The 18,078-nt window shown below is 70.9% G+C and carries 15 protein-coding genes and 2 tRNA genes; 12 read left to right on the plus strand and 5 right to left on the minus strand.

The features are described 5' to 3' along the window. The first annotated feature begins 1 nt into the window (after position 1). The 7 genes from gyrA (at position 2) to FHR36_RS31765 (ending at position 6,813) form a co-directional block, all read left to right on the plus strand. The gene (gene gyrA / locus FHR36_RS31735) at positions 2-2,542 is read left to right on the plus strand and encodes a DNA gyrase subunit A (protein ID WP_253803234.1); all 2,541 of its coding nucleotides are present in this window, start codon (positions 2-4) and stop codon (positions 2,540-2,542) included. Positions 2,543-2,769: 227 nt separating this feature from the next. Next, positions 2,770-3,435 (plus strand): DUF3566 domain-containing protein, encoded by a 666-nt coding sequence (locus tag FHR36_RS31740; RefSeq protein WP_253802793.1) that lies wholly within the window; start codon positions 2,770-2,772, stop codon positions 3,433-3,435. 304 nt (positions 3,436-3,739) lie between these two features. After that, a complete protein-coding gene (locus tag FHR36_RS31745) occupies positions 3,740-5,113 on the plus strand; it encodes a class I SAM-dependent methyltransferase (RefSeq protein WP_253802795.1) in 1,374 nt (457 codons plus the stop codon). 16 nt (positions 5,114-5,129) lie between these two features. Further along, positions 5,130-5,203 (plus strand) — tRNA-Ile (locus FHR36_RS31750). A gap of 276 nt (positions 5,204-5,479) precedes the next feature. Beyond that, positions 5,480-6,166 (plus strand): hypothetical protein, encoded by a 687-nt coding sequence (locus tag FHR36_RS31755; protein WP_253802797.1) that lies wholly within the window; start codon positions 5,480-5,482, stop codon positions 6,164-6,166. A gap of 311 nt (positions 6,167-6,477) precedes the next feature. Next, complete coding sequence (locus FHR36_RS31760) at positions 6,478-6,606, plus strand: DLW-39 family protein (protein WP_253802799.1); 129 nt, start codon at positions 6,478-6,480, stop codon at positions 6,604-6,606. Between the two features lie 134 nt (positions 6,607-6,740). Further along, positions 6,741-6,813, plus strand: a tRNA-Ala gene (locus tag FHR36_RS31765). Positions 6,814-6,883: 70 nt separating this feature from the next. Here FHR36_RS31765 and FHR36_RS31770 read toward each other — a convergent pair. Further along, positions 6,884-7,837 (minus strand): DUF5324 family protein, encoded by a 954-nt coding sequence (locus FHR36_RS31770; protein WP_253802801.1) that lies wholly within the window; start codon positions 7,835-7,837, stop codon positions 6,884-6,886. A gap of 314 nt (positions 7,838-8,151) precedes the next feature. Here FHR36_RS31770 and FHR36_RS31775 point away from each other — a divergent pair, with 314 nt between their 5' ends. Then, entirely contained in the window at positions 8,152-9,036 is an 885-nt protein-coding gene (locus FHR36_RS31775) for a rhomboid family intramembrane serine protease (RefSeq protein ID WP_253802802.1), read from the plus strand. A gap of 312 nt (positions 9,037-9,348) precedes the next feature. On the opposite strand, the gene crgA is transcribed toward FHR36_RS31775, so the two are convergent. Then, positions 9,349-9,600: a cell division protein CrgA gene (gene crgA / locus FHR36_RS31780; RefSeq protein ID WP_253802803.1), complete on the minus strand. Its 252-nt coding sequence runs from the start codon at positions 9,598-9,600 to the stop codon at positions 9,349-9,351. Positions 9,601-9,750: 150 nt separating this feature from the next. On the opposite strand from crgA, the gene FHR36_RS31785 reads away from it, so the two are divergent. From FHR36_RS31785 to FHR36_RS31800, 4 genes are all read left to right on the plus strand, one after another. Continuing rightward, a complete protein-coding gene (locus tag FHR36_RS31785) occupies positions 9,751-10,530 on the plus strand; it encodes a DUF881 domain-containing protein (protein WP_380232083.1) in 780 nt (259 codons plus the stop codon). A 92-nt stretch (positions 10,531-10,622) separates the two neighbouring features. Continuing rightward, positions 10,623-10,793 carry a hypothetical protein gene (locus tag FHR36_RS31790; RefSeq protein WP_253802804.1) on the plus strand — a complete coding sequence of 57 codons (171 nt, stop codon included), beginning with the start codon at positions 10,623-10,625 and terminating at the stop codon, positions 10,791-10,793. 53 nt (positions 10,794-10,846) lie between these two features. Next, positions 10,847-11,518 (plus strand): aminodeoxychorismate/anthranilate synthase component II, encoded by a 672-nt coding sequence (locus tag FHR36_RS31795; RefSeq protein WP_253802805.1) that lies wholly within the window; start codon positions 10,847-10,849, stop codon positions 11,516-11,518. Positions 11,519-11,840: 322 nt separating this feature from the next. Then, complete coding sequence (locus FHR36_RS31800; RefSeq protein WP_253802806.1) at positions 11,841-12,518, plus strand: class E sortase; 678 nt, start codon at positions 11,841-11,843, stop codon at positions 12,516-12,518. A gap of 285 nt (positions 12,519-12,803) precedes the next feature. Here the strand turns inward: FHR36_RS31800 and pknB are convergent, their stop codons facing one another. From pknB to FHR36_RS31815, 3 genes are all read right to left on the minus strand, one after another. Beyond that, complete coding sequence (pknB, locus tag FHR36_RS31805) at positions 12,804-14,831, minus strand: Stk1 family PASTA domain-containing Ser/Thr kinase (RefSeq protein ID WP_253802807.1); 2,028 nt, start codon at positions 14,829-14,831, stop codon at positions 12,804-12,806. Positions 14,832-15,182: 351 nt separating this feature from the next. Next, positions 15,183-16,640 carry a peptidoglycan D,D-transpeptidase FtsI family protein gene (locus tag FHR36_RS31810; protein WP_253802808.1) on the minus strand — a complete coding sequence of 486 codons (1,458 nt, stop codon included), beginning with the start codon at positions 16,638-16,640 and terminating at the stop codon, positions 15,183-15,185. Continuing rightward, positions 16,637-18,076 (minus strand): FtsW/RodA/SpoVE family cell cycle protein, encoded by a 1,440-nt coding sequence (locus tag FHR36_RS31815; RefSeq protein WP_380232082.1) that lies wholly within the window; start codon positions 18,074-18,076, stop codon positions 16,637-16,639. The genes FHR36_RS31810 and FHR36_RS31815 overlap by 4 nt, the downstream gene beginning before the upstream one ends. Positions 18,077-18,078: the final 2 nt, after the last annotated feature.

The following is an 18,078-nucleotide window of genomic DNA, read 5'->3' on the forward strand; positions in this document are numbered from 1 at the left end:
CATGCGGGTCGAGCCGATCGAGCTCGAGACCGAGATGCAGCGCTCCTACCTCGACTACGCGATGAGCGTGATCGTCTCGCGTGCCCTGCCGGAGGTCCGCGACGGCCTCAAGCCGGTGCACCGGCGCGTGCTCTACGCGATGTACGACGGCGGGTACCGGCCCGAGAAGGGCTACTACAAGTGTGCCCGCGTGGTCGGCGACGTGATGGGCAACTACCACCCGCACGGCGACACCTCGATCTACGACACCCTGGTCCGCCTCGCCCAGCCGTGGTCGATGCGGATGCCGCTGGTGGACGGCAACGGCAACTTCGGCTCCCCGGGCAACGACCCGGCCGCGGCCATGCGCTACACCGAGTGCAAGATGATGCCGCTGGCCATGGAGATGATGCGCGACATCGACGAGGAGACCGTCGATTTCGCCGCCAACTACGACGGCCGCTCGCAGGAGCCCACCGTCCTGCCGGCCCGCATCCCCAACCTGCTGATCAACGGTGCCACCGGCATCGCGGTCGGCATGGCCACCAACATCCCGCCGCACAACCTGCGCGAGGTCGCCTCCGGCGCCCTGTGGTATCTGGCCAACCCGGAGGCCTCCAACGAGGACCTGCTGGAGGCGCTGATCGAGCGCATCAAGGGCCCGGACTTCCCGACCGGCGCGCTGATCGTCGGCCGCCGCGGCATCGAGGACGCGTACCGCACCGGCCGCGGCTCGATCACCATGCGCGCGGTGGTCGAGGTCGAGGAGATCCAGGGCCGCCAGTGCCTGGTCATCACCGAGCTGCCGTTCCAGGTGAACCCGGACAACCTGGCGCTGAAGATCGCCGACCTGGTCAAGGACGGCAAGGTCGCCGGCATCGCCGACGTCCGCGACGAGTCCTCGTCCCGGACCGGCCAGCGCCTGGTGATCGTGCTCAAGCGCGACGCGGTCGCCAAGGTCGTGCTGAACAACCTGTACAAGCACACCGACCTGCAGACCAACTTCGGCGCCAACATGCTGGCCCTGGTCGACGGCGTGCCGCGCACGCTTTCGCTCGACGCCTTCATCCGGCACTGGGTCAACCACCAGGTCGAGGTCATCGTCCGGCGCACCACCTTCCGGCTGCGCAAGGCCGAGGAGCGCGCGCACATCCTGCGCGCCCTGCTCAAGGCGCTCGACCTGATCGACGAGGTCATCGCGCTGATCCGGGCCTCGGAGAGCGCCGACGCCGCCCGCACCGGCCTGATGAACCTGCTCACCATCGACGAGCTGCAGGCCAACGCGATCCTGGAGATGCAGCTGCGCCGCCTGGCCGCCCTGGAGCGGCAGCGGATCATGGACGAGCACGACGAGCTGCAGCGCCGGATCGACGAGTACAACGCCATCCTGGCCTCCCCCGAGCGCCAGCGCGGCATCGTCTCCGAGGAGCTCACCGCGATCGTCGAGAAGTACGGCGACGAGCGGCGCTCCACCCTCATCCCCTCCGACGGCGACCTCTCCATCGAGGACCTCATCGCCGAGGAGGACATCGTCGTCACCATCACCCGCGGCGGCTACGTCAAGCGCACCCGCTCCGACCTGTACCGCTCGCAGAAGCGCGGCGGCAAGGGCGTGCGCGGCGCGCAGCTGAAGCAGGACGACATCGTCGACCACTTCTTCGTGACGACCACCCACAACTGGATCCTGTTCTTCACCAACAAGGGTCGGGTGTACCGCGCCAAGGGCTACGAGCTGCCCGACGCCGGCCGGGACGCCCGCGGCCAGCACGTGGCCAACCTGCTGGCCTTCCAGCCGGAGGAGCACATCGCGCAGGTGATGGCCGTCCGCACCTACGAGGACAAGCCGTACCTGGTGCTGGCCACCCGCAACGGCCTGGTGAAGAAGTCCCCGCTCAAGGACTACGACTCCCCGCGCTCCGGCGGTCTGATCGCGATCAACCTGCGGCAGGACGAGGAGGGCCGGGACGACGAGCTGATCGGCGCCGAGCTGGTCTCCGCCGAGGACGACCTGCTGCTGATCTCCCGCAAGGCCCAGTCGATCCGCTTCACCGCGACCGACGAGGCACTGCGGCCGATGAGCCGGGCCACCTCCGGTGTGAAGGGCATGTCGTTCCGCGAGGACGACGAGCTGCTGTCGATGAACGGGATCCGGCCCGGGACCTTCGTCTTCACCGCGACCGACGGCGGCTACGCCAAGCGGACGTCGGTCGACGAGTACCGTGTCCAGGGACGTGGCGGTTTCGGTATCAAGGCGGCGAAGATCGTCGAGGGCCGCGGCTCGCTGGTCGGTGCTCTGGTGGTCGAGGAGACCGACGAGATCATGGCGATCACGCTGTCCGGCGGTGTGATTCGCACCCGAGTTTCCGAAGTGCGTGAAACCGGACGTGACACGATGGGCGTCCAACTGATCAACCTCGGAAAGCGCGACGCGGTGGTGGGCATGGCCCGCAACGCGGAGGCCGACGAGGACGAGGGCACCGGCGACGAGGCCGCCGAGGACTCGGCTGCCGGGTCCGCCGAGGTCTCGGAGCAGGCGACGGACGGTGCGGCCGAGCAGGCCTGACCGCGGCCGCCGTGCGTCGGTGCCCGCCCCGCAGGCCGGGGCGGGCACCGGCCGCTGACCGGCACCGGGCCTCGGGGCCGTACGGTGGACGAGCAGAGATGGACCAGGACGGCGGGCGCCGGTCTGGGAGACGGTTCGGGAGGACCAGGGTGAGTGGAGCCACGGGTGCTGGAGGTGCCACGGGCGGCCTGCCGGGCGGACAGGGCGGAGCGCCGTACGGCGGCGGCATGCCCCCGCGTCCGCCCGAGCACCCGGCGGCGTCCACGTCGCTGATGCCGCCGGTCGCCTCGGCCGGCCAGCCGGGCGCGGGCGGGACGCACGGGGCGGGCTTCAGCGCCCAGACCCCGGCGCAGCCGCCGGCCCCGCCCGCCGCCGCGCCGACGGCGGGCAGCGGGTTCTCCCAGCCCACCACCTACGCCAAGGGCCAGCCCACCCCGGCCCGCGGGACCCGGACCGACGGGGCCGGGCGCGGCACCGGGGCGGCGCGCCGTCCCGCCGCTCCCCCGGCGTCCGGCGGCCGTACCCGCAAGGCCCGGCTGCGGGTCACCAAGGTCGACCCGTGGTCGGTGATGAAGGTCAGCTTCCTGCTGTCCCTCGCCGTCGGCGTGATCATCATCGTGGCCTCGGCGCTGCTCTGGATGATCCTGGACGGGCTGGGTGTCTTCGACTCGATCAGCTCCACGCTGAAGGACGTCACGGGCAACGACAGCAGCTCCGGCGGCTTCAACCTGATGGACTACATCGGCTTCGGCAAGGTGTTCATGTTCACCACGCTGATCGCCGTGGTGGACGTCGTCCTGATGACCGCCCTGTGCACCCTGGGCGCCTTCATCTACAACTACGCGGCGGGCTTCGCCGGCGGTGTCGAGCTGACCCTCGCCGAGGAGGAGTGACCCCTCGCCGGGTCGGATCGACCGTCCGCGCCCACTGACCGGGCGGCGCCCGCAGGCGCGGTGACGTCCCGTCAGTCGGATCGGAATTCCGGGGCCCCGGAGGCTGTTGCAGCTTCCGGGGCCCTTCGGCGTACCCGCCGGTGTTCGAGGGTCCCGATGCGGCGATACGGGTGACCGGACGGCGCGCCGAAGGGCCGACGGCCCCGCGGCGTGGATTAGTGAATCCACCGACCGGGAAGCCTGCTGCGCGGGTGTGCCCGCCGGTCGGGCGCACGTGGACGGTACGGCTGGGGCGGAGGTCGTCATGGCGGAGATCGCGAGGCAACTGACCGGCGCGCTGGAGGGGCTGCTCGGACTGCCGCTCCCCCTGCGGGTGCAGGCCTGGGACGGCTCGATGGCCGGACCGGCGGGCGCCCCCGCGCTGGTGCTGCGCAACCGCCGCGCGGTGCGCCGGCTGATCTGGCAGCCCGGCGAGCTCGGACTCGCCCGCGCGTACGTCTCCGGGGACCTGGAGATCGCCCCGGACTCCGACCTGTACGAGGTGCTCGACGCGGTCGCCCAGGTCGCCGAGGACCCGCGGATCCGGCAGCTGCGGCTCGGCCCCCGTGACGTGCTCGGCGAGCGCGGCCGCGCCCTGCTCGCCACGGCCCTGCGGCTGGGCACCCTGGGCCCGCAGCCGGCGCCCCCGGCCGAGGAGGTCCGCCGCCGCCGCGGGCGCCTGCACAGCCGCCTGCGCGACCGCGCCGCGATCAGCCACCACTACGACGTCGGCAACGACTTCTACGGCCTCGTGCTGGGCAGCTCGATGGTCTACTCGTGCGCCTACTGGACGCCCGCCGCCAAGAGCCTGGAGGACGCCCAGGAGGCCAAGCTCGACCTGATCTGCCGCAAGCTCGGCCTGCGGCCCGGCATGCGCCTGCTGGACGTCGGCTGCGGCTGGGGGTCGCTCGTCCTGCACGCGGCCCGTCACTACGGCGTCCAGGCCGTCGGCGTGTCCATCTCCGAGGAGCAGGTCGCCCTCGCCCGGCAGCGGGTCGCCGACGCCGGCCTCGGCGACCGGGTCGAGATCCGCCTCCAGGACTACCGGGAGATCCCCGACGGGCCGTTCGACGCCGTCTCCAGCGTCGGCATGGCCGAGCATGTCGGCTCCGCCGAGTACCTGACCTACGCGCGGGGCCTGTACGGCCTGCTCGCCCCCGGCGGGCGGCTGCTCAACCACCAGATCGCGCGACGCCCCGAGCTGCCCGGCGAGCCCTACCGGCCCAGCCCCTTCATCGACCGGTACGTCTTCCCCGACGGGGAGCTCTCGCCGATCGGCACCACCGTCACCCGGCTGGAGGAGGCCGGCTTCGAGGTGCGGGACGTCGAGTCGCTGCGGGAGCACTACGCGCTGACCCTGCGCGACTGGGTGGCCAACCTGGAGGCCCACTGGCCGCAGGCCGTCTCCCTGGTCGGCCGCGGGCGCGCCCGGGTCTGGCGCCTGTACATGGCCGCCTCCGCCCTCGCCTTCGAGCAGAACCGCATCGGGATCAACCAGGTGCTCGCCGTCCGCCCCGGCCCCGACGGCGCCAGCGGGCTGCCCGCCACCCGTGAGCAGTGGCTCTCCGGAGCGGCTGAGCTGGGCCGCTCGGCGGACCGCGCCGATACGGATTTGGGAGATCGGCCGTCGGTCCGCTAATCTTTCAGTGCGGCAAGGGGCTATAGCTCAGACGGTTAGAGCGCTTCCCTGATAAGGAAGAGGCCACAGGTTCAAGTCCTGTTAGCCCCACCGAAGTTGAAGGGCCCGACCACATGGTGGTCGGGCCCTTCGACGTTGTGGTCGTAACCCCGCTGGCTCCCCGCTCGTTGGACCGGATGCGCAGAGGCAACATGGGGTTGGGCGACACGAAGCCGTTGTGAAGTCGGGGATAGCCGGGCGTCAGTACCGGTCATGGGATCTGTGGACGTAGCGCGACCTCTGCTCCGGCCGGCGGAAGTCCGGTCCCGTACGCCTGGGGATACAGGGCGGTCCATCGAGATCACTCAACCCGTGTGAGGCATCCCCATGTCCATGGAAGCCGTCATCCTCGAGTCGCGGAGCTTCCGCCGCCAGTTGTGCGGCCGCACCGACGCGCTCGACAAGGTCAAGGCGCTCACCCTCCTCCCGGACGGTGTGCACGTCACCACGAAGATGGTCGCCGACTACTTCGAGGTGCCCGAGAAGACCGTCAAGAAGGTAACGGAACGTCACCGCACCGAGTTGGCCGCCAACGGCATGGCCGTGCTGCGCGGCTCTGACCTGGAAACTTTTAAGGGCGACAGCCTGTCGCCCTTTCCCGGAAGTTATCCACAGGCTCGGTGTGCACTCACCGTGTTCACCCGGCGGGCGGTGTTGAACGTCGCGATGCTCCTGCGCGACAGCGACGTCGCGCGCCGGGTGCGGGAGCACATGCTCGACGTCGTCGAGGCCGGCCCCGTCCGGGCGCGGCCGTGGAGGCACTGGAGCCGGCTCCGCTGGGACGAGTACGAGACGGTCAGCCGCGACCCCGCCGCCGAGGCGTGGCGGCGGAAGATCGACGGGCTCGACCCGTTCGAGGTGCCCGACGAGGACCGCCTCGGCTCCGTTGAGCGGCGGATCGACGCGCAGGGTGCGGTGATCACCGCGCTCGGCGAGCGGGTCGGCCGGCTGGGCGAGGAGCTGCGGGTGGTCCGCGGCGAGTTGGTGCGGTCGCGGATCCGCCGCCGCCCGTAGCGGTCGACGTTAAGAGGGACAGCCTGTCCCTCTTTCCCGGGTCCGGAGTGACAGGAGTTCACGCCGGACCCGGGAGTTGTCCACAGGGTGGGAACGTGCCTGGGGACACGGTCGTTGAACCCTGTGGACACGGGTGTGGCGGTGGTGCTTCGGCCGACGTCAAACCCTGGTTCGGATCGGCCGGTTGGACGCAGTGGTGGCCGCCCTGGAAAGGGTTACCGGTGTGTATCATCGGCCGCAGGGCGGTCTGTAGCCTGACCGCTGGTTCGTGCTCGCACATCCCCGAATGCAAGAAGGACGAGGTCCCCGCGGTGAAGAAGCTTCTCCTGGTCGCCCTGGTCGCCCTCGGCGGCTTCTTTGTCTACCGTCAGGTCCAGGCCGACAAGGCCGAGCAGGACCTGTGGACCGAGGCCACCGACCCGGTCCCGGCCGGCCGCTGAGGTCACTGACGATCTTCCGCGACCCGGCTCCGGCCACCGGCCGGGGTCGGGCGCGATCGCCGTCCGTCGGACGTGCCAACCCGCTCCGGGTTTTCGCCGGGAGCGGGTACTCTAGTGTCCGGTGCATGGCACTCGGGGCTTTAGCTCAGTTGGTAGAGCGCTGTCTTTGCATGGCAGATGTCAGGAGTTCGAATCTCCTAAGCTCCACAGCACCGCAGGTGGGCCGATCCGTTTCGACGGATCGGCCCACCTGCGTTTGTGCGTGCGGCGGCCCGGTTCAGTGCGGCTTGCGCGGGTCGTGCGGCTTGGGCCGGTCGTCCGAGGCGTGCTTGGTGCCGGACGGCGGGCCGGGCTTGGGGTCGCCCGCGCCGTTGTCCTCGGCGGGGGTGGAGGTCGAGGTGCCGTCGGCCGGGTCCCGCGGGGCGGAGCCGTTCATCACGGTGTCGCCGACGGGTGCTCCGCTCGCGCTGCCGGCCGGGGCCGAGCCGGGGACCGTGCCGGAACCGGAGGCGTGCGCGCCGGTGCTGTGGCCGGTGCTGTTGCCGGCGCCGCCGGCCGGGGTGGCGGTGGGGTCGGCCGGCGGTTCGACCAGCCATTCCGGGTTGCTCTGCTTGCGGTACCACTGCCAGGCGATCACGCCGGTGCCGATCGCGATGGTGCCCGCGACGGCGAGGCCGGTGGTCCAGCCGCTGCGGTTCTCCTTCTTGATGTTCTTGGCGGCGAGTTCGCTGATCTCGGCCGCGCTGACGTGCCCCTGCAGGGCGGTCAGGGCGGCGGCGCCCCGGGCCTGGGCCTCCTGGGCGTACGGGGAGACCGAGTCGACGGCGCCCTGGTAGGCGTCGGTGACCTTGGGGACCAGGCCGGCCCGGGCTGCTCCGGCCGCCTGGGCGGCGGAGAGCTTGGCGGCCAGTGCCGCCTCCTGGGCGCGGTGGACGGCCTTGAGCGTGGCCTTCTGGGCCTCGGGGGAGAGGCTGAAGAAGGCGTGCTCCAGGCGTGGGGCGAGGTGCTTCACGTACTGCGTCCGGGCGCTGTGGGCGGCGTGTGCGGCGCCGGTACGGGCCTGGGCGCCGGCGGCGGCGGCCTTCGGGCCGAGCGCCTCCAGCTTGGGCCCGAGCAGCTGGCGGGCCTCGTCGGCGTAGTGCACGGCGGCGTCCCTGGCTCCCGCGGCGTAGGGCGCGAGGGCGTCCATGGTGCGGCCTGCAGTGTCTCGCGCTGTCTCCGTACGGGTCACGGGCTTCTCCTTCTCGGCTTCTCGGCGCATGTCCGGCGGCTGTCCGCTATGCACATTTCCACCTGATTGGAGATCATGCACCCCGTTTCGTCCTCGGGCACGTCAGGCTGCGCCGTCTGCGGGGGGTCGCGGGCCGATTTCCGGCGCCGCGGCGACCGCCAGGCGGGGCCGCGGCGACCGCCCGGCCGACGGCGTGGTGACCGGCCGGTGGAGAGATCGCCCGCGGCCGGGTCCGCGGCAGTAGCCTGGACGGTCGCGGCGGTACCCCGGAGGCGGTGGGGTCGCCGGGATCGGTCAGGAGGAGGGACGGCGGGATGCATCCGGAAGAGCCGGTACGGCCCCCGGTCGAGGGCGGCCACGCGTTGCCCGGTTGCTACCGGCACCCGGAGCGGGAGACCGGGGTGGGCTGTGTCCGCTGCGGCCGGCCGATCTGCCCGCAGTGCATGGTGAGCGCCTCGGTGGGCTTCCAGTGCCCGGAGTGCGTGCAGGACGCCGCCCAGCACCGTTCCCGTCCCACCGGGCGCTTCGGCGGGCTGCCGGCCGGTGACGGCGCGGTGGTCACCAAGGTGCTGATCGGCCTGAACGTGCTGGTCTTCCTGCTGACCGAGTACCTGGACCCGGCCTGGAAGATGCGGCTGGGCCTGTTCAGCTACGTGCCGGTGCCGGGGGTGCGGCTCGGGGTCGCCGGTGGGCCGGAGGACTGGTACCGGCTGCTGACCGCGATGTTCGTGCACGCCAGTGTGGTGCACATCGCGATGAACATGGTCTCGCTGTGGGTGCTCGGCCCGCAGTTGGAGCGGGTGCTGGGCCGGGTGCGCTTCCTGGCGCTGTACCTGGTCTCCGGCCTGGTCGGCAACGGGCTGGCGTACCTGGTCTCCGGGTCGGCGCTGTACTCGGTGGGCGCCTCCGGGGCGATCTTCGGGCTGCTGGGCGCCACGGTGGTGCTGTTCCGGCTGAACCGGGTGCCGCTCGGACCGGTGGTCGCGCTGCTGGTCTTCAACCTGGTGATCACGTTCTCGGTGTCCGGGATCGACTGGCGGGCCCACATCGGCGGGCTGGTCGCCGGCGCCGTCACGGCGGTGGGGATGATGTACGCCCCACGGGCGCGCCGGGACGTGGTCCAGACGTTGACGGTGGCCGGGATGCTCGGGGTGACCGTGCTGCTCGTGCTGCTGGGGACGGCGCGCCTGAGCGGCTGAGCGGGCGGTCGGCGGCATGCTGGGCCGGGTGGTTGTCCACAGTGTGCGCGCGGCTGTGCACAGCCGGTGTGCCGGGCTCGCCGGAAAGGCCTGATCTACGCGCGTCCTGCTGCGGAATTCCTGAATTGGCGAACGCCGGTGCGGGGTATGGGTACGGCAAGTTATCCACAGGCCGGGGCGACTTTTCCCCAGTGTGGATAACTGTGTGGATAAACGTTCGGGGCGTGGCTCACCGAGCCCGCCCGCGGCAGCCCGAGAACCGCCCCGGGCAGGCCCGGAGCGGTGCGGATGAAGCGGGAAAGCGGCTCGCGCCTACTTCCACTGCGTGGAGACGCCGAAGCCCGCCGCGATGAATCCGAATCCGACCAGGATGTTCCAGTTGCCCCAGGCCTCGACCGGCCAGGCGCCACTGGTCACGTAGTAGGTGACGATCCAGACCAGGCCGACCAGGAAGAAGACCAGCATCAGCGGAGCGACCCAGCCGCGCCCGGAGCTGAGCTTCACCGCCGTTGTAGCGGTCGGCGGGGTGTAGTCGGACTTCTTGCGGAGTCGAGACTTCGGCACGAGAGGTTCTCCTGTCGATGCGCTGTGACCGCGCAGTGAGCAGCGGGACGTGGGCGGCTGTGGGGCCGGTCGGTACGGATCGTGCTCCGCACATGCCACCGGCGTCCGTTAGCGTAGTGGTTCTCCGGGTCGGAAGGAGATAAGGGTACGGTGCCGAATTCCACGATTCCCGCAGAGCCCCGCTCCGGGCGGTCCCGCGGGACCCGAATTGTCGGACGTGCCCTGACCTGCGCCGTCTTCGCGCTCGCCGGGCTGCTCTTCTACATCAGCGCGCAGACCGCCCAGGGCACCTCGCTGCGGACCGACAACTCGCTGTTGAAGCTCAGCGATGTGATCCGGCAGCGCTCGACGCAGAACCAGCAGTTGCAGGAGCAGGTGGGCGGGGAGCAGGACCGGGCGGACCGGTTGGTGCAGCAGCAGGGGCAGAGTCCGGCCGATACGGCCCGGCTGGATGCGTTGGAGGAGGCCGCGGGGCTGGATCCGCTGCGCGGGCCGGGGCTGACCGTCACGCTCAACGACGCTCCGCCGAACGCCACCGCGAAGATCCCCGGGGTGCCCGAGCCGGGCGTCAACGACCTGGTGATCCACCAGCAGGACATCCAGGCGGTGGTCAACGCGCTGTGGCGGGGTGGCGCGGAGGGGATCCAGGTGATGGACCAGCGGTTGATCGCCACCAGTGCGGTGCGGTGCGTGGGCAACACGCTGCTGCTGCAGGGCCGGGTGTACTCGCCGCCGTACGTGATCCGGGCGGTGGGGCGGACGGACGGGCTGAAGGCCGCGGTGGACGCCGATCCGACGATCCGCAACTACCTGGGTTACGTGGCCGCGTACGGGCTGGGCTGGAAGGTCCAGGAGAGCAGCGACATGGTGGTGCCCGGGTACGCGGGCTCGGTCGACCTGCGGTGGGCGTCGCCCGCGCCGGGGCAGTAGGTCGCCCGTGCGGGTCCAGTAGTCGGCAAAGTGGCCGTGAGCGGCGTCCGGCACGCAATACGCTTGTGCGGACCGAATCACCGAGGAGCTCCATGTACACCTGGATCTGGCGGCATCTGCCGGGGAACACGCTGGTGCGGTCCCTGATCGCCCTGCTGCTGGTCCTCGGGGTGGTCTATGTCCTGTTCCAGTACGTCTTCCCGTGGGCCGAGCCGCTGCTGCCCTTCAGTGACGTGACGGTGGACGAGGGCGGCGCCGGCTGAGCCGGGTCGCTCCCCTTTCCCCTCTTCCCGATCCCGCACCCAGGAGTAGCAGGATGACCTCGGACGGCCGGCCGCCCCGGATCCTCGTGGTGGACAACTACGACAGCTTCGTCTTCAACCTCGTGCAGTACCTGTACCAGTTGGGTGCGACCTGCGAGGTGGTGCGCAACGACGAGGTGACGGTGGAGCACGCGGTGCGCCGCCGGGAGGCGGACGGCCCGGGGTTCGACGGGGTGCTGCTCTCGCCCGGTCCGGGTACGCCGGAGGAGGCCGGGGTGTGCGTGGAGATGGTGCACCACTGCGCGTCGGTGGGGCTGCCGGTGTTCGGTGTCTGTCTGGGGCTGCAGTCGATCGCGGTGGCGTACGGGGCGGTGGTGGACCGGGCGCCGGAGCTGCTGCACGGCAAGACCTCGCTGGTCGAGCACGAGGACGGCGGTGTGTTCGAGGGTCTGCCGTCGCCGATGACGGCGACCCGGTACCACTCGCTGGCGGTCGAGGCGGCGACGGTGCCGGACGAACTGGTGGTGACCGCCCGGACGGCCGAGAGCGGTGTGATCATGGGTCTGCGCCACCGGGACCTGCTGGTGGAGGGTGTGCAGTTCCACCCGGAGTCGGTGCTGACCGAGGGCGGGCACCGGATGCTGGCCAACTGGCTGGCCGAGTGCGGGTTCCCGGAGGCGGTCGGCCGGTCGGCCGGTCTGGCCCCGGTGATCGGCCGGGGGTGATCGGGTGACGGCGGTACGCCCGGAGGGGGGCGCGAGGGGTGGCACCGACCCGGAGGAGTGGGGGGTGTACGAGCCCGTGGAGCAGACGCTGCAGTTGAGGCTGCCGGCCGCCGGGTCGGGTCCTGAGGGCTTTGAGGGTCCTGAGGGTCCTGGGGGTGCGGAGGATCCGGCGGTGGCCGGGGCGGGCGAGGAGTCGGCCGGTGGCCGGTCCGGGCGCCGCCAGGAGCGGGGCAGGGCGGCGCTGGGGGCGGGTTCCGGGCGCCGGCGGGCGGCCGGGCGGTCCTCGGGGCCGCGGGTGCGCCCGAAGGAGCGCAGGCGGGTCGTGGTGGCCCGGATGTTCGGCGAGCTGTTCATCACGCTGGGCGTGGTGATGCTGCTGTTCGTCTCGTACCAGCTGTGGTGGACCAATGTGCAGGCGGACGCGTCGGCGGATGCCGCGGGGAGCCGGCTGGAGCAGCAGTGGGCGACGCAGCAGCCGGTGCCGCCGGGTGGGACGGCGCCGAAGCCGGCCGGGGCGTTCGAGCCGGGTCAGGGCTTCGCGATCCTGCACATCCCCAAGCTGGACCTGAAGTACCCGATCGCCGAGGGCACGGGGAAGCAGCAGGTGCTCGACAAGGGCCTGGTGGGGCACTACACCGGTACGGCGATGCCGTCCGACGCCGCGGGCAACTTCGCGATCGCGGCGCACCGTACGACGCACGGTCAGCCGTTCCGAAAGATCGGCCAGTTGGTGCCGGGGGACAAGATCGTGGTGGAGACCGCGACGACGTTCTACACGTACGAGGTGGCGGGTGGGATTCCGGAGACGCCGCCGACCAATGTCGGGGTGATCCAGCCGGTGCCGAAGGGGTCGCCCTTCACCCAGCCGGGTCGGTACATCACGTTGACGACGTGTACGCCGGAGTTCAGTGCGCGGGGTCGTCTGATCCAGTTCGGCAAGCTGGTGGGGGAGCAGCCGCGGAGCCAGGGCGAGCCGGAGGCGCTGTCAGGCCGTCAGTGACGTCGTCCTGACGGCCCGACCGGCCCGGCTGCCAGGCGGCGGCCGGCCGACCGGGGCCCGTGGTGAACGGTTGTTCGCGAGCTGTGGATAACTTCTGGCACCGGGTGCCGCGTCGGGGTGTCGGTCAGCGGTGCTGACCGGGCGTTAGCCCGTTCGGGCGAGGCCGGCCCGCCCTGGGGATAACCCTGTGTACAACGCCCATCGCCCGTCACCGTCGGCCGGGAAGCCCGGAGGGGCCGCACCGTGCGGTGCGGCCCCTCCGGGGTGTGGTTCGGGGTGTCGGCCCTACGGCGTGGGCTTGTCGCCCGCCTTGGTCCAGAGCCGGACCACGGAGCCGGGGTCGACCTGGGTGCCGGACTGCGGGTCGCTCTGGATGACGACGGCGTTCTCGTCCTGCGGGCCGAGGATGACCTGCGGGGTGAGGCCGAGCTGCTTGAGCGAGTCGTAGGCCTGCTTGTAGGTCTTGCCCTGGAGGATCGGCACGTTCACCTTGTCGGCCTGCTTGCCGACCGTGATGGTGACCGGGGTGCCCTTCTTGACCTGGCCGGACTTCGGGTTCTGGTCGATGACCTGGCCGATCTTGGTCGGGTCGCTGACGGCCTGGGTCTTGACCTGGACGTTCATGCCGAGGTCGGACAGGGCCTGGGTCGCGGCGTCCTGCTGCTGGCCGACGGTGGAGACCAGGGCGACCTTCTGCTGGCCGGAGGAGACCACCAGGGCGATGGTGCCGCCCGCGGCGGCCTTGCCGGTCGGGGTCTGCGAGATGACCTTGTCCTGGTCGATCTTGTCGTCGTTCTGGTAGGTCGTGGTGACCTGGAAGCCCAGCTTCTGCAGGGCTGCGGTCGCCGCGTCCTTGGTCTGGCCGGTGACGTCCGGGACCGGGGTCTCGGCCGGGCCGGAGGACAGGTGCACCTTGATCACCGTGGTGGGGGAGATCGAGCTGCCGGCAACCGGCTCCTGGGTGCAGACGGTGTCCTTGGCGATCTTCGTGTCCGGGCAGGCGACCGGGTCGGCCGCCTGGACGGTCAGCGAGCCGTTCTGCGCCTTGGCGGCGCTCTGCGCGTCGGCCAGGGACTTGCCGACCAGGTTGGGCGAGGTGGTCTTCCCGCCGGTGGCGTCGCCGCTCTTCACCATCGCCTGGACCACGAAGAAGGCGCCGACCAGGACCAGCACCGCCGCCACGGCGAGGACGATCCAGGAGGTGTTCTTCTTCGGCGGCTCCTCGCGGCGGCGTCCGCCGCCGCCCCGGCCGTCGTCGTAGCCGTCGCCGCCGGAGCCGTAGCCGTCGTCCTGGTAGCCGTAGCCGGCCTGCTGGGCGCCGACCTGCGGGAGCATGGTGGTCGGGCCGGCCGCGCCGCCCTGCTGCGGCAGGACGTTGGTCTGGCCGTACGGGTCGTACTGGGCGTTCTGGTCGTAGCCGTAGCCCGGGGCGCCCATGCCGAAGGCGGCGGCCTGCTGGGCGGCGGCGACCGGCAGGCCGTCGAGGAAGCGCTCGATGTCGTCGCGCATCTCGTCGGCCGACTGGTAGCGGTAGTCGCGCTCCTTGGCGAGGGCCTTCAGCACGATCGCGTCGATCTCGGGGCGGACCTCGGGGTCGTACGCGGACGGCGGCTGGGCCTCCTCGCGGACGTGCTGGTAGGCCACCGCGACCGGGGAGTCGCCGACGAACGGCGGCCGCACGGTGAGCAGCTCGTACAGCAGGCAGCCGGTGGAGTAGAGGTCCGAGCGGGCGTCGACGGTCTCGCCCTTGGCCTGCTCGGGGGAGAGGTACTGGGCGGTGCCGATGACCGCGGAGGTCTGGGTCATCGTCATGCCGGCGTCGCCCATCGCGCGGGCGATGCCGAAGTCCATGACCTTGACGTTGCCCTGGCGGGTGAGCATCACGTTGGCCGGCTTGATGTCGCGGTGGACGATGCCGGCGCGGTGCGAGTACTCGAGCGCCTGGAGGATGCCGATGGTCATCTCCAGGGCGCGCTCGGGCAGCAGTCTGCGCCCGGAGTGCAGCAGCTCCCGGAGGGTGGACCCCTCGACGTACTCCATCACGATGTACGGGATGGAGATGCCGTCGATGTAGTCCTCGCCGGTGTCGTAGACGGCGACGATGGCGGGGTGGTTGAGGGAGGCCGCGGATTGCGCCTCGCGGCGGAAGCGGGCCTGGAAGGACGGGTCGCGGGCCATGTCGGCGCGGAGCGTCTTCACGGCGACCGTACGGCCGAGCCGGGTGTCATGGGCAAGGTAGACCTCGGCCATGCCGCCGCGTCCCAGGACGCCGCCGAGCTCGTACCTGCCGCCGAGGCGACGAGGCTCTTCCATATCTCCGACCCTCTCCCTCACCGGGTGGTGAGGATGTGACGTAGGTGTCCCCGCACGCTCTGTTGGACGCTGCCGGTGCCCCGCCGGTTTCGCGGTCCCGGTCCCCCGCGGCCGGGGCCGTGGGCGGCTGCGGGTACACCCGCTGCTGGCGGATACGCTACCGGGCCAACCTGACCGAGCCCGAACAGACCGCCACCTGAGACCAGACCGGTATGGACGTGGACCGTCCCATTGTGGCAATTCCGGCGGGCGCGCCAAGGGAATCGGGACGATTGTGACGTATACGACCGGGCCCCGGCCGGGTGACGGCCGGGGCCCGGAGGGGCGTGCGCGGTGGTTGACGGGGGTGCGCTACTTGCTCAGCACCGCCTGCATCACCGACTTGGCGATCGGCGCGGCCAGGCTGCCGCCGCTGATCTCGGCGCTCTCGGCGGCGCCGTCCTCGACCACCACCGCGACCGCGACCTGGGTGCCGTCGCCGCCCTTGGCGTAGGACATGAACCAGGCGAACGGCAGGCCCGAGTTGTCCTGGCCGTGCTGGGCGGTGCCGGTCTTGCCGCCGACCGTGACGCCGTCGATCTTCGCCTTCTTGCCGGTGCCGTTCTGGACCACGCTCTCCATCAGCTGCTGCAGCTTCTGGGCGGTGGCCGGCGAGACGGCCTGGCCGAGCTGGTGCTCGGTGTGGTTGGAGATGACGTCGCGGGCCGAGCGCTCCTGGGCGATCAGGTACGGCTCCATCAGCGTGCCGTTGTTGGCGATCGCCGCGGCGACCATCGCCATCTGCAGCGGGGTGGCCCGGGTGTCGTGCTGGCCGATGGAGTCCATCGCGGTGCCGGCCGGGTCGGAGGCCTTGGGGAAGGCGCTGGTCACCGGGCGGATCGGGATGTCCAGCTTGTCGTTGTTGAAGCCGAACTTCTCCGCCTGGGCGCGCATCTTGTCCTTGCCCAGCTCGGCGCCGATCTTGCCGTAGACGGTGTTGCAGGAGTAGTCCATGGCGACCTTGAGCGTGGCGTTCTCGCACGGCTCGTCGTCGCTGGCGTTCTTCAGCGGGGTCTTGGTGCCCGGCAGCACGTACGGGTTCGGGGTGTCGGTCCTGTCGTCGATCGACTGGAACTTGCCGTTCTCGAACGCCGCCGCCGCGGTGACCAGCTTGAAGGTCGAGCCGGGCGGGTAGGTCTCGCGCAGCGCCCGGTTGAGCATCGGCTTGTTCGGGTCGGCGTTGAGGTCGGTCCAGGCCTTGACGTCGGTGTCCGCGCCGCCGGAGAAGGTGCCCGGGTCGTAGGACGGCGTGGAGACCAGCGCCAGGATCGCGCCGGTGCGCGGGTCGATCGCGACCGCGGCGCCCTTCTTGTTGCCCAGGCCGTCGAAGGCGGCCTTCTGCGCCTTGGCGTTGATCGTGGTGACCACGTCGCCGCCCTGCTTGGGCTTGCCGGTCAGCATGTCCAGGGTGTTGCGGAAGAACAGCCGGGAGTCGGTGCCGGACAGGATGCCGTCCTCCAGCGACTCCAGCTGGCTGGAGCCGAAGGACTGCGAGGAGTAGCCGGTGACCGGGGCGTACAGCGCGCCGTCGTTCCAGGAGCGCTTGTACTTGAAGCGCAGGCCGTTGACGAAGTCGGAGCTGGTGACCGGCTGGCCGCCGACGATGATGTTGCCGCGCGGGTAGGCGTAGCGGTCGTAGCGGTTGCGGTCGTTGTGCGTGTTGCTCGCCCAGGCGGCGGCCTGGACGCCCTGCACCCAGTTGACGCGCACCATCAGGGCCAGGATCAGCACCAGGCAGAAGATCGAGACTCGGCGGATGGGCTTGTTCACGAGACGGGTCCCCTGGTCGGTTCCGGGATGGCGGCGGCCGGCTCGGCGGCGGGACGGCGGGCGATGTCGCTGATCTTGAGCAGCAGGGCGATCAGTGCCCAGTTGGCGACCAGTGAGGAGCCGCCCTGGGCGAGGAAGGGCATCGTCATGCCGGTCAGCGGGATCAGGCCGGTGACTCCGCCGGCGACCACGAAGACCTGCAGCGCGAAGGCCGAGGTCAGGCCGGTGGCGAGGAGCTTGCCGAAGGCGTCGCGGGCGGCCAGGGCGGTGCGCAGGCCGCGCTGGACGATCAGTGCGTAGATCATGAAGACCGCCATCAGGCCGGTCAGGCCGAGCTCCTCGCCGAAGGAGCCGAGGATGAAGTCGCTCTTGGCGGCGAACTGGATCAGCCAGGAGCGGCCCTGGCCGAGGCCGGTGCCGGTGGTGCCGCCGGAGCCCAGCGCCATCAGGGTCTGGCCGATCTGCTCGCTGGAGTTGGCGGGCGGGTGCGGCGCGAAGGCGGCCATCGGGTCGAGCCAGGCGTTGATGCGGGTCTTGACGTGCGGCTCCATGGTGGCGACCACGGCGGCGCCGCCGACCGACATCACCAGGCCGAAGACGATCCAGCTGGTCCGCTCGGTGGCGACGTAGAGCATCACCACGAACAGGCCGAAGAACAGGAACGAGGTGCCGAGGTCGGTCTCGAAGACGAGGATCAGGATCGACAGCAGCCAGACCATCAGGATCGGGCCCAGGTCGCGTCCGCGGGGGAGCATCAGGCCCATGAAGCGGCGGCTGGCCAGGGCCAGGGCGTCCTTCTTCACCATCAGGAAGCCGGCGAAGAAGATCGTCAGGATGATCTTGGCGAACTCGCCGGGCTGGATCGAGAAGGACCCGAAGCGGATCCAGATCTTGGCGCCGAAGTCCTCCTGCCGGGAGGGGAAGAAGGCCGGCGCCGCCAGCAGCACCAGCGCCACCACCATCGAGATGTAGGTGTACCGCTGGAGGATCCGGTGGTCCTTGAGCAGCAGCACCACGCCGATGAACACGGCGACGCCCAGGCCCGACCACATCAGCTGGTTGGGGGCGGCCGCGAAGTTGTTGCGCAGCAGCTTGCCGGCCTTGTCCAGCCGCCAGATCATCACCAGGCCGAGCCCGTTGAGCAGGGTGGCCAGCGGCAGCAGCAGCGGGTCGGCGTACGGCGCGAAGCGGCGGACCGCCAGGTGGGCGATCAGCGCGAGCGCGGCCATGCCGATGCCGTAGCCGAGCATGCCGGCGGGCAGGCTGCCGTCCATGGCGAGGCCGACGTTGGCGTACGCCAGGATCGGTACGAGGACGGCGAACCCCAGCATCACCAGCTCGGTGTTGCGGCGGTTGGGTGCCGCGGCCGGGGTGATGGTGGTGTTCGGTCGCCGGTTGGCGGCGTTGGTCTCTGGGCTCAGGTCAAAGGTGCTCACGG

Source organism: Kitasatospora cinereorecta (genome assembly GCF_024172095.1).
Taxonomy (GTDB): domain Bacteria; phylum Actinomycetota; class Actinomycetes; order Streptomycetales; family Streptomycetaceae; genus Kitasatospora; species Kitasatospora cinereorecta.

Excerpts from the sequence above, each read along its gene's own strand:
- FHR36_RS31775 (WP_253802802.1), top strand. The coding sequence starts at position 8,152 with ATGCATCCGGAAGAGCCGGTACGGCCCCCGGTCGAGGGCGGCCACGCG.
- FHR36_RS31790 (WP_253802804.1), top strand. The coding sequence starts at position 10,623 with ATGTACACCTGGATCTGGCGGCATCTGCCGGGGAACACGCTGGTGCGG.
- FHR36_RS31745 (WP_253802795.1), top strand. The coding sequence starts at position 3,740 with ATGGCGGAGATCGCGAGGCAACTGACCGGCGCGCTGGAGGGGCTGCTC.
- FHR36_RS31740 (WP_253802793.1), top strand. The coding sequence starts at position 2,770 with ATGCCCCCGCGTCCGCCCGAGCACCCGGCGGCGTCCACGTCGCTGATG.
- FHR36_RS31755 (WP_253802797.1), top strand. The coding sequence starts at position 5,480 with ATGTCCATGGAAGCCGTCATCCTCGAGTCGCGGAGCTTCCGCCGCCAG.
- gyrA (WP_253803234.1), top strand. The coding sequence starts at position 2 with ATGCGGGTCGAGCCGATCGAGCTCGAGACCGAGATGCAGCGCTCCTAC.
- pknB (WP_253802807.1), bottom strand. The coding sequence starts at position 14,831 with ATGGAAGAGCCTCGTCGCCTCGGCGGCAGGTACGAGCTCGGCGGCGTC.
- FHR36_RS31795 (WP_253802805.1), top strand. The coding sequence starts at position 10,847 with ATGACCTCGGACGGCCGGCCGCCCCGGATCCTCGTGGTGGACAACTAC.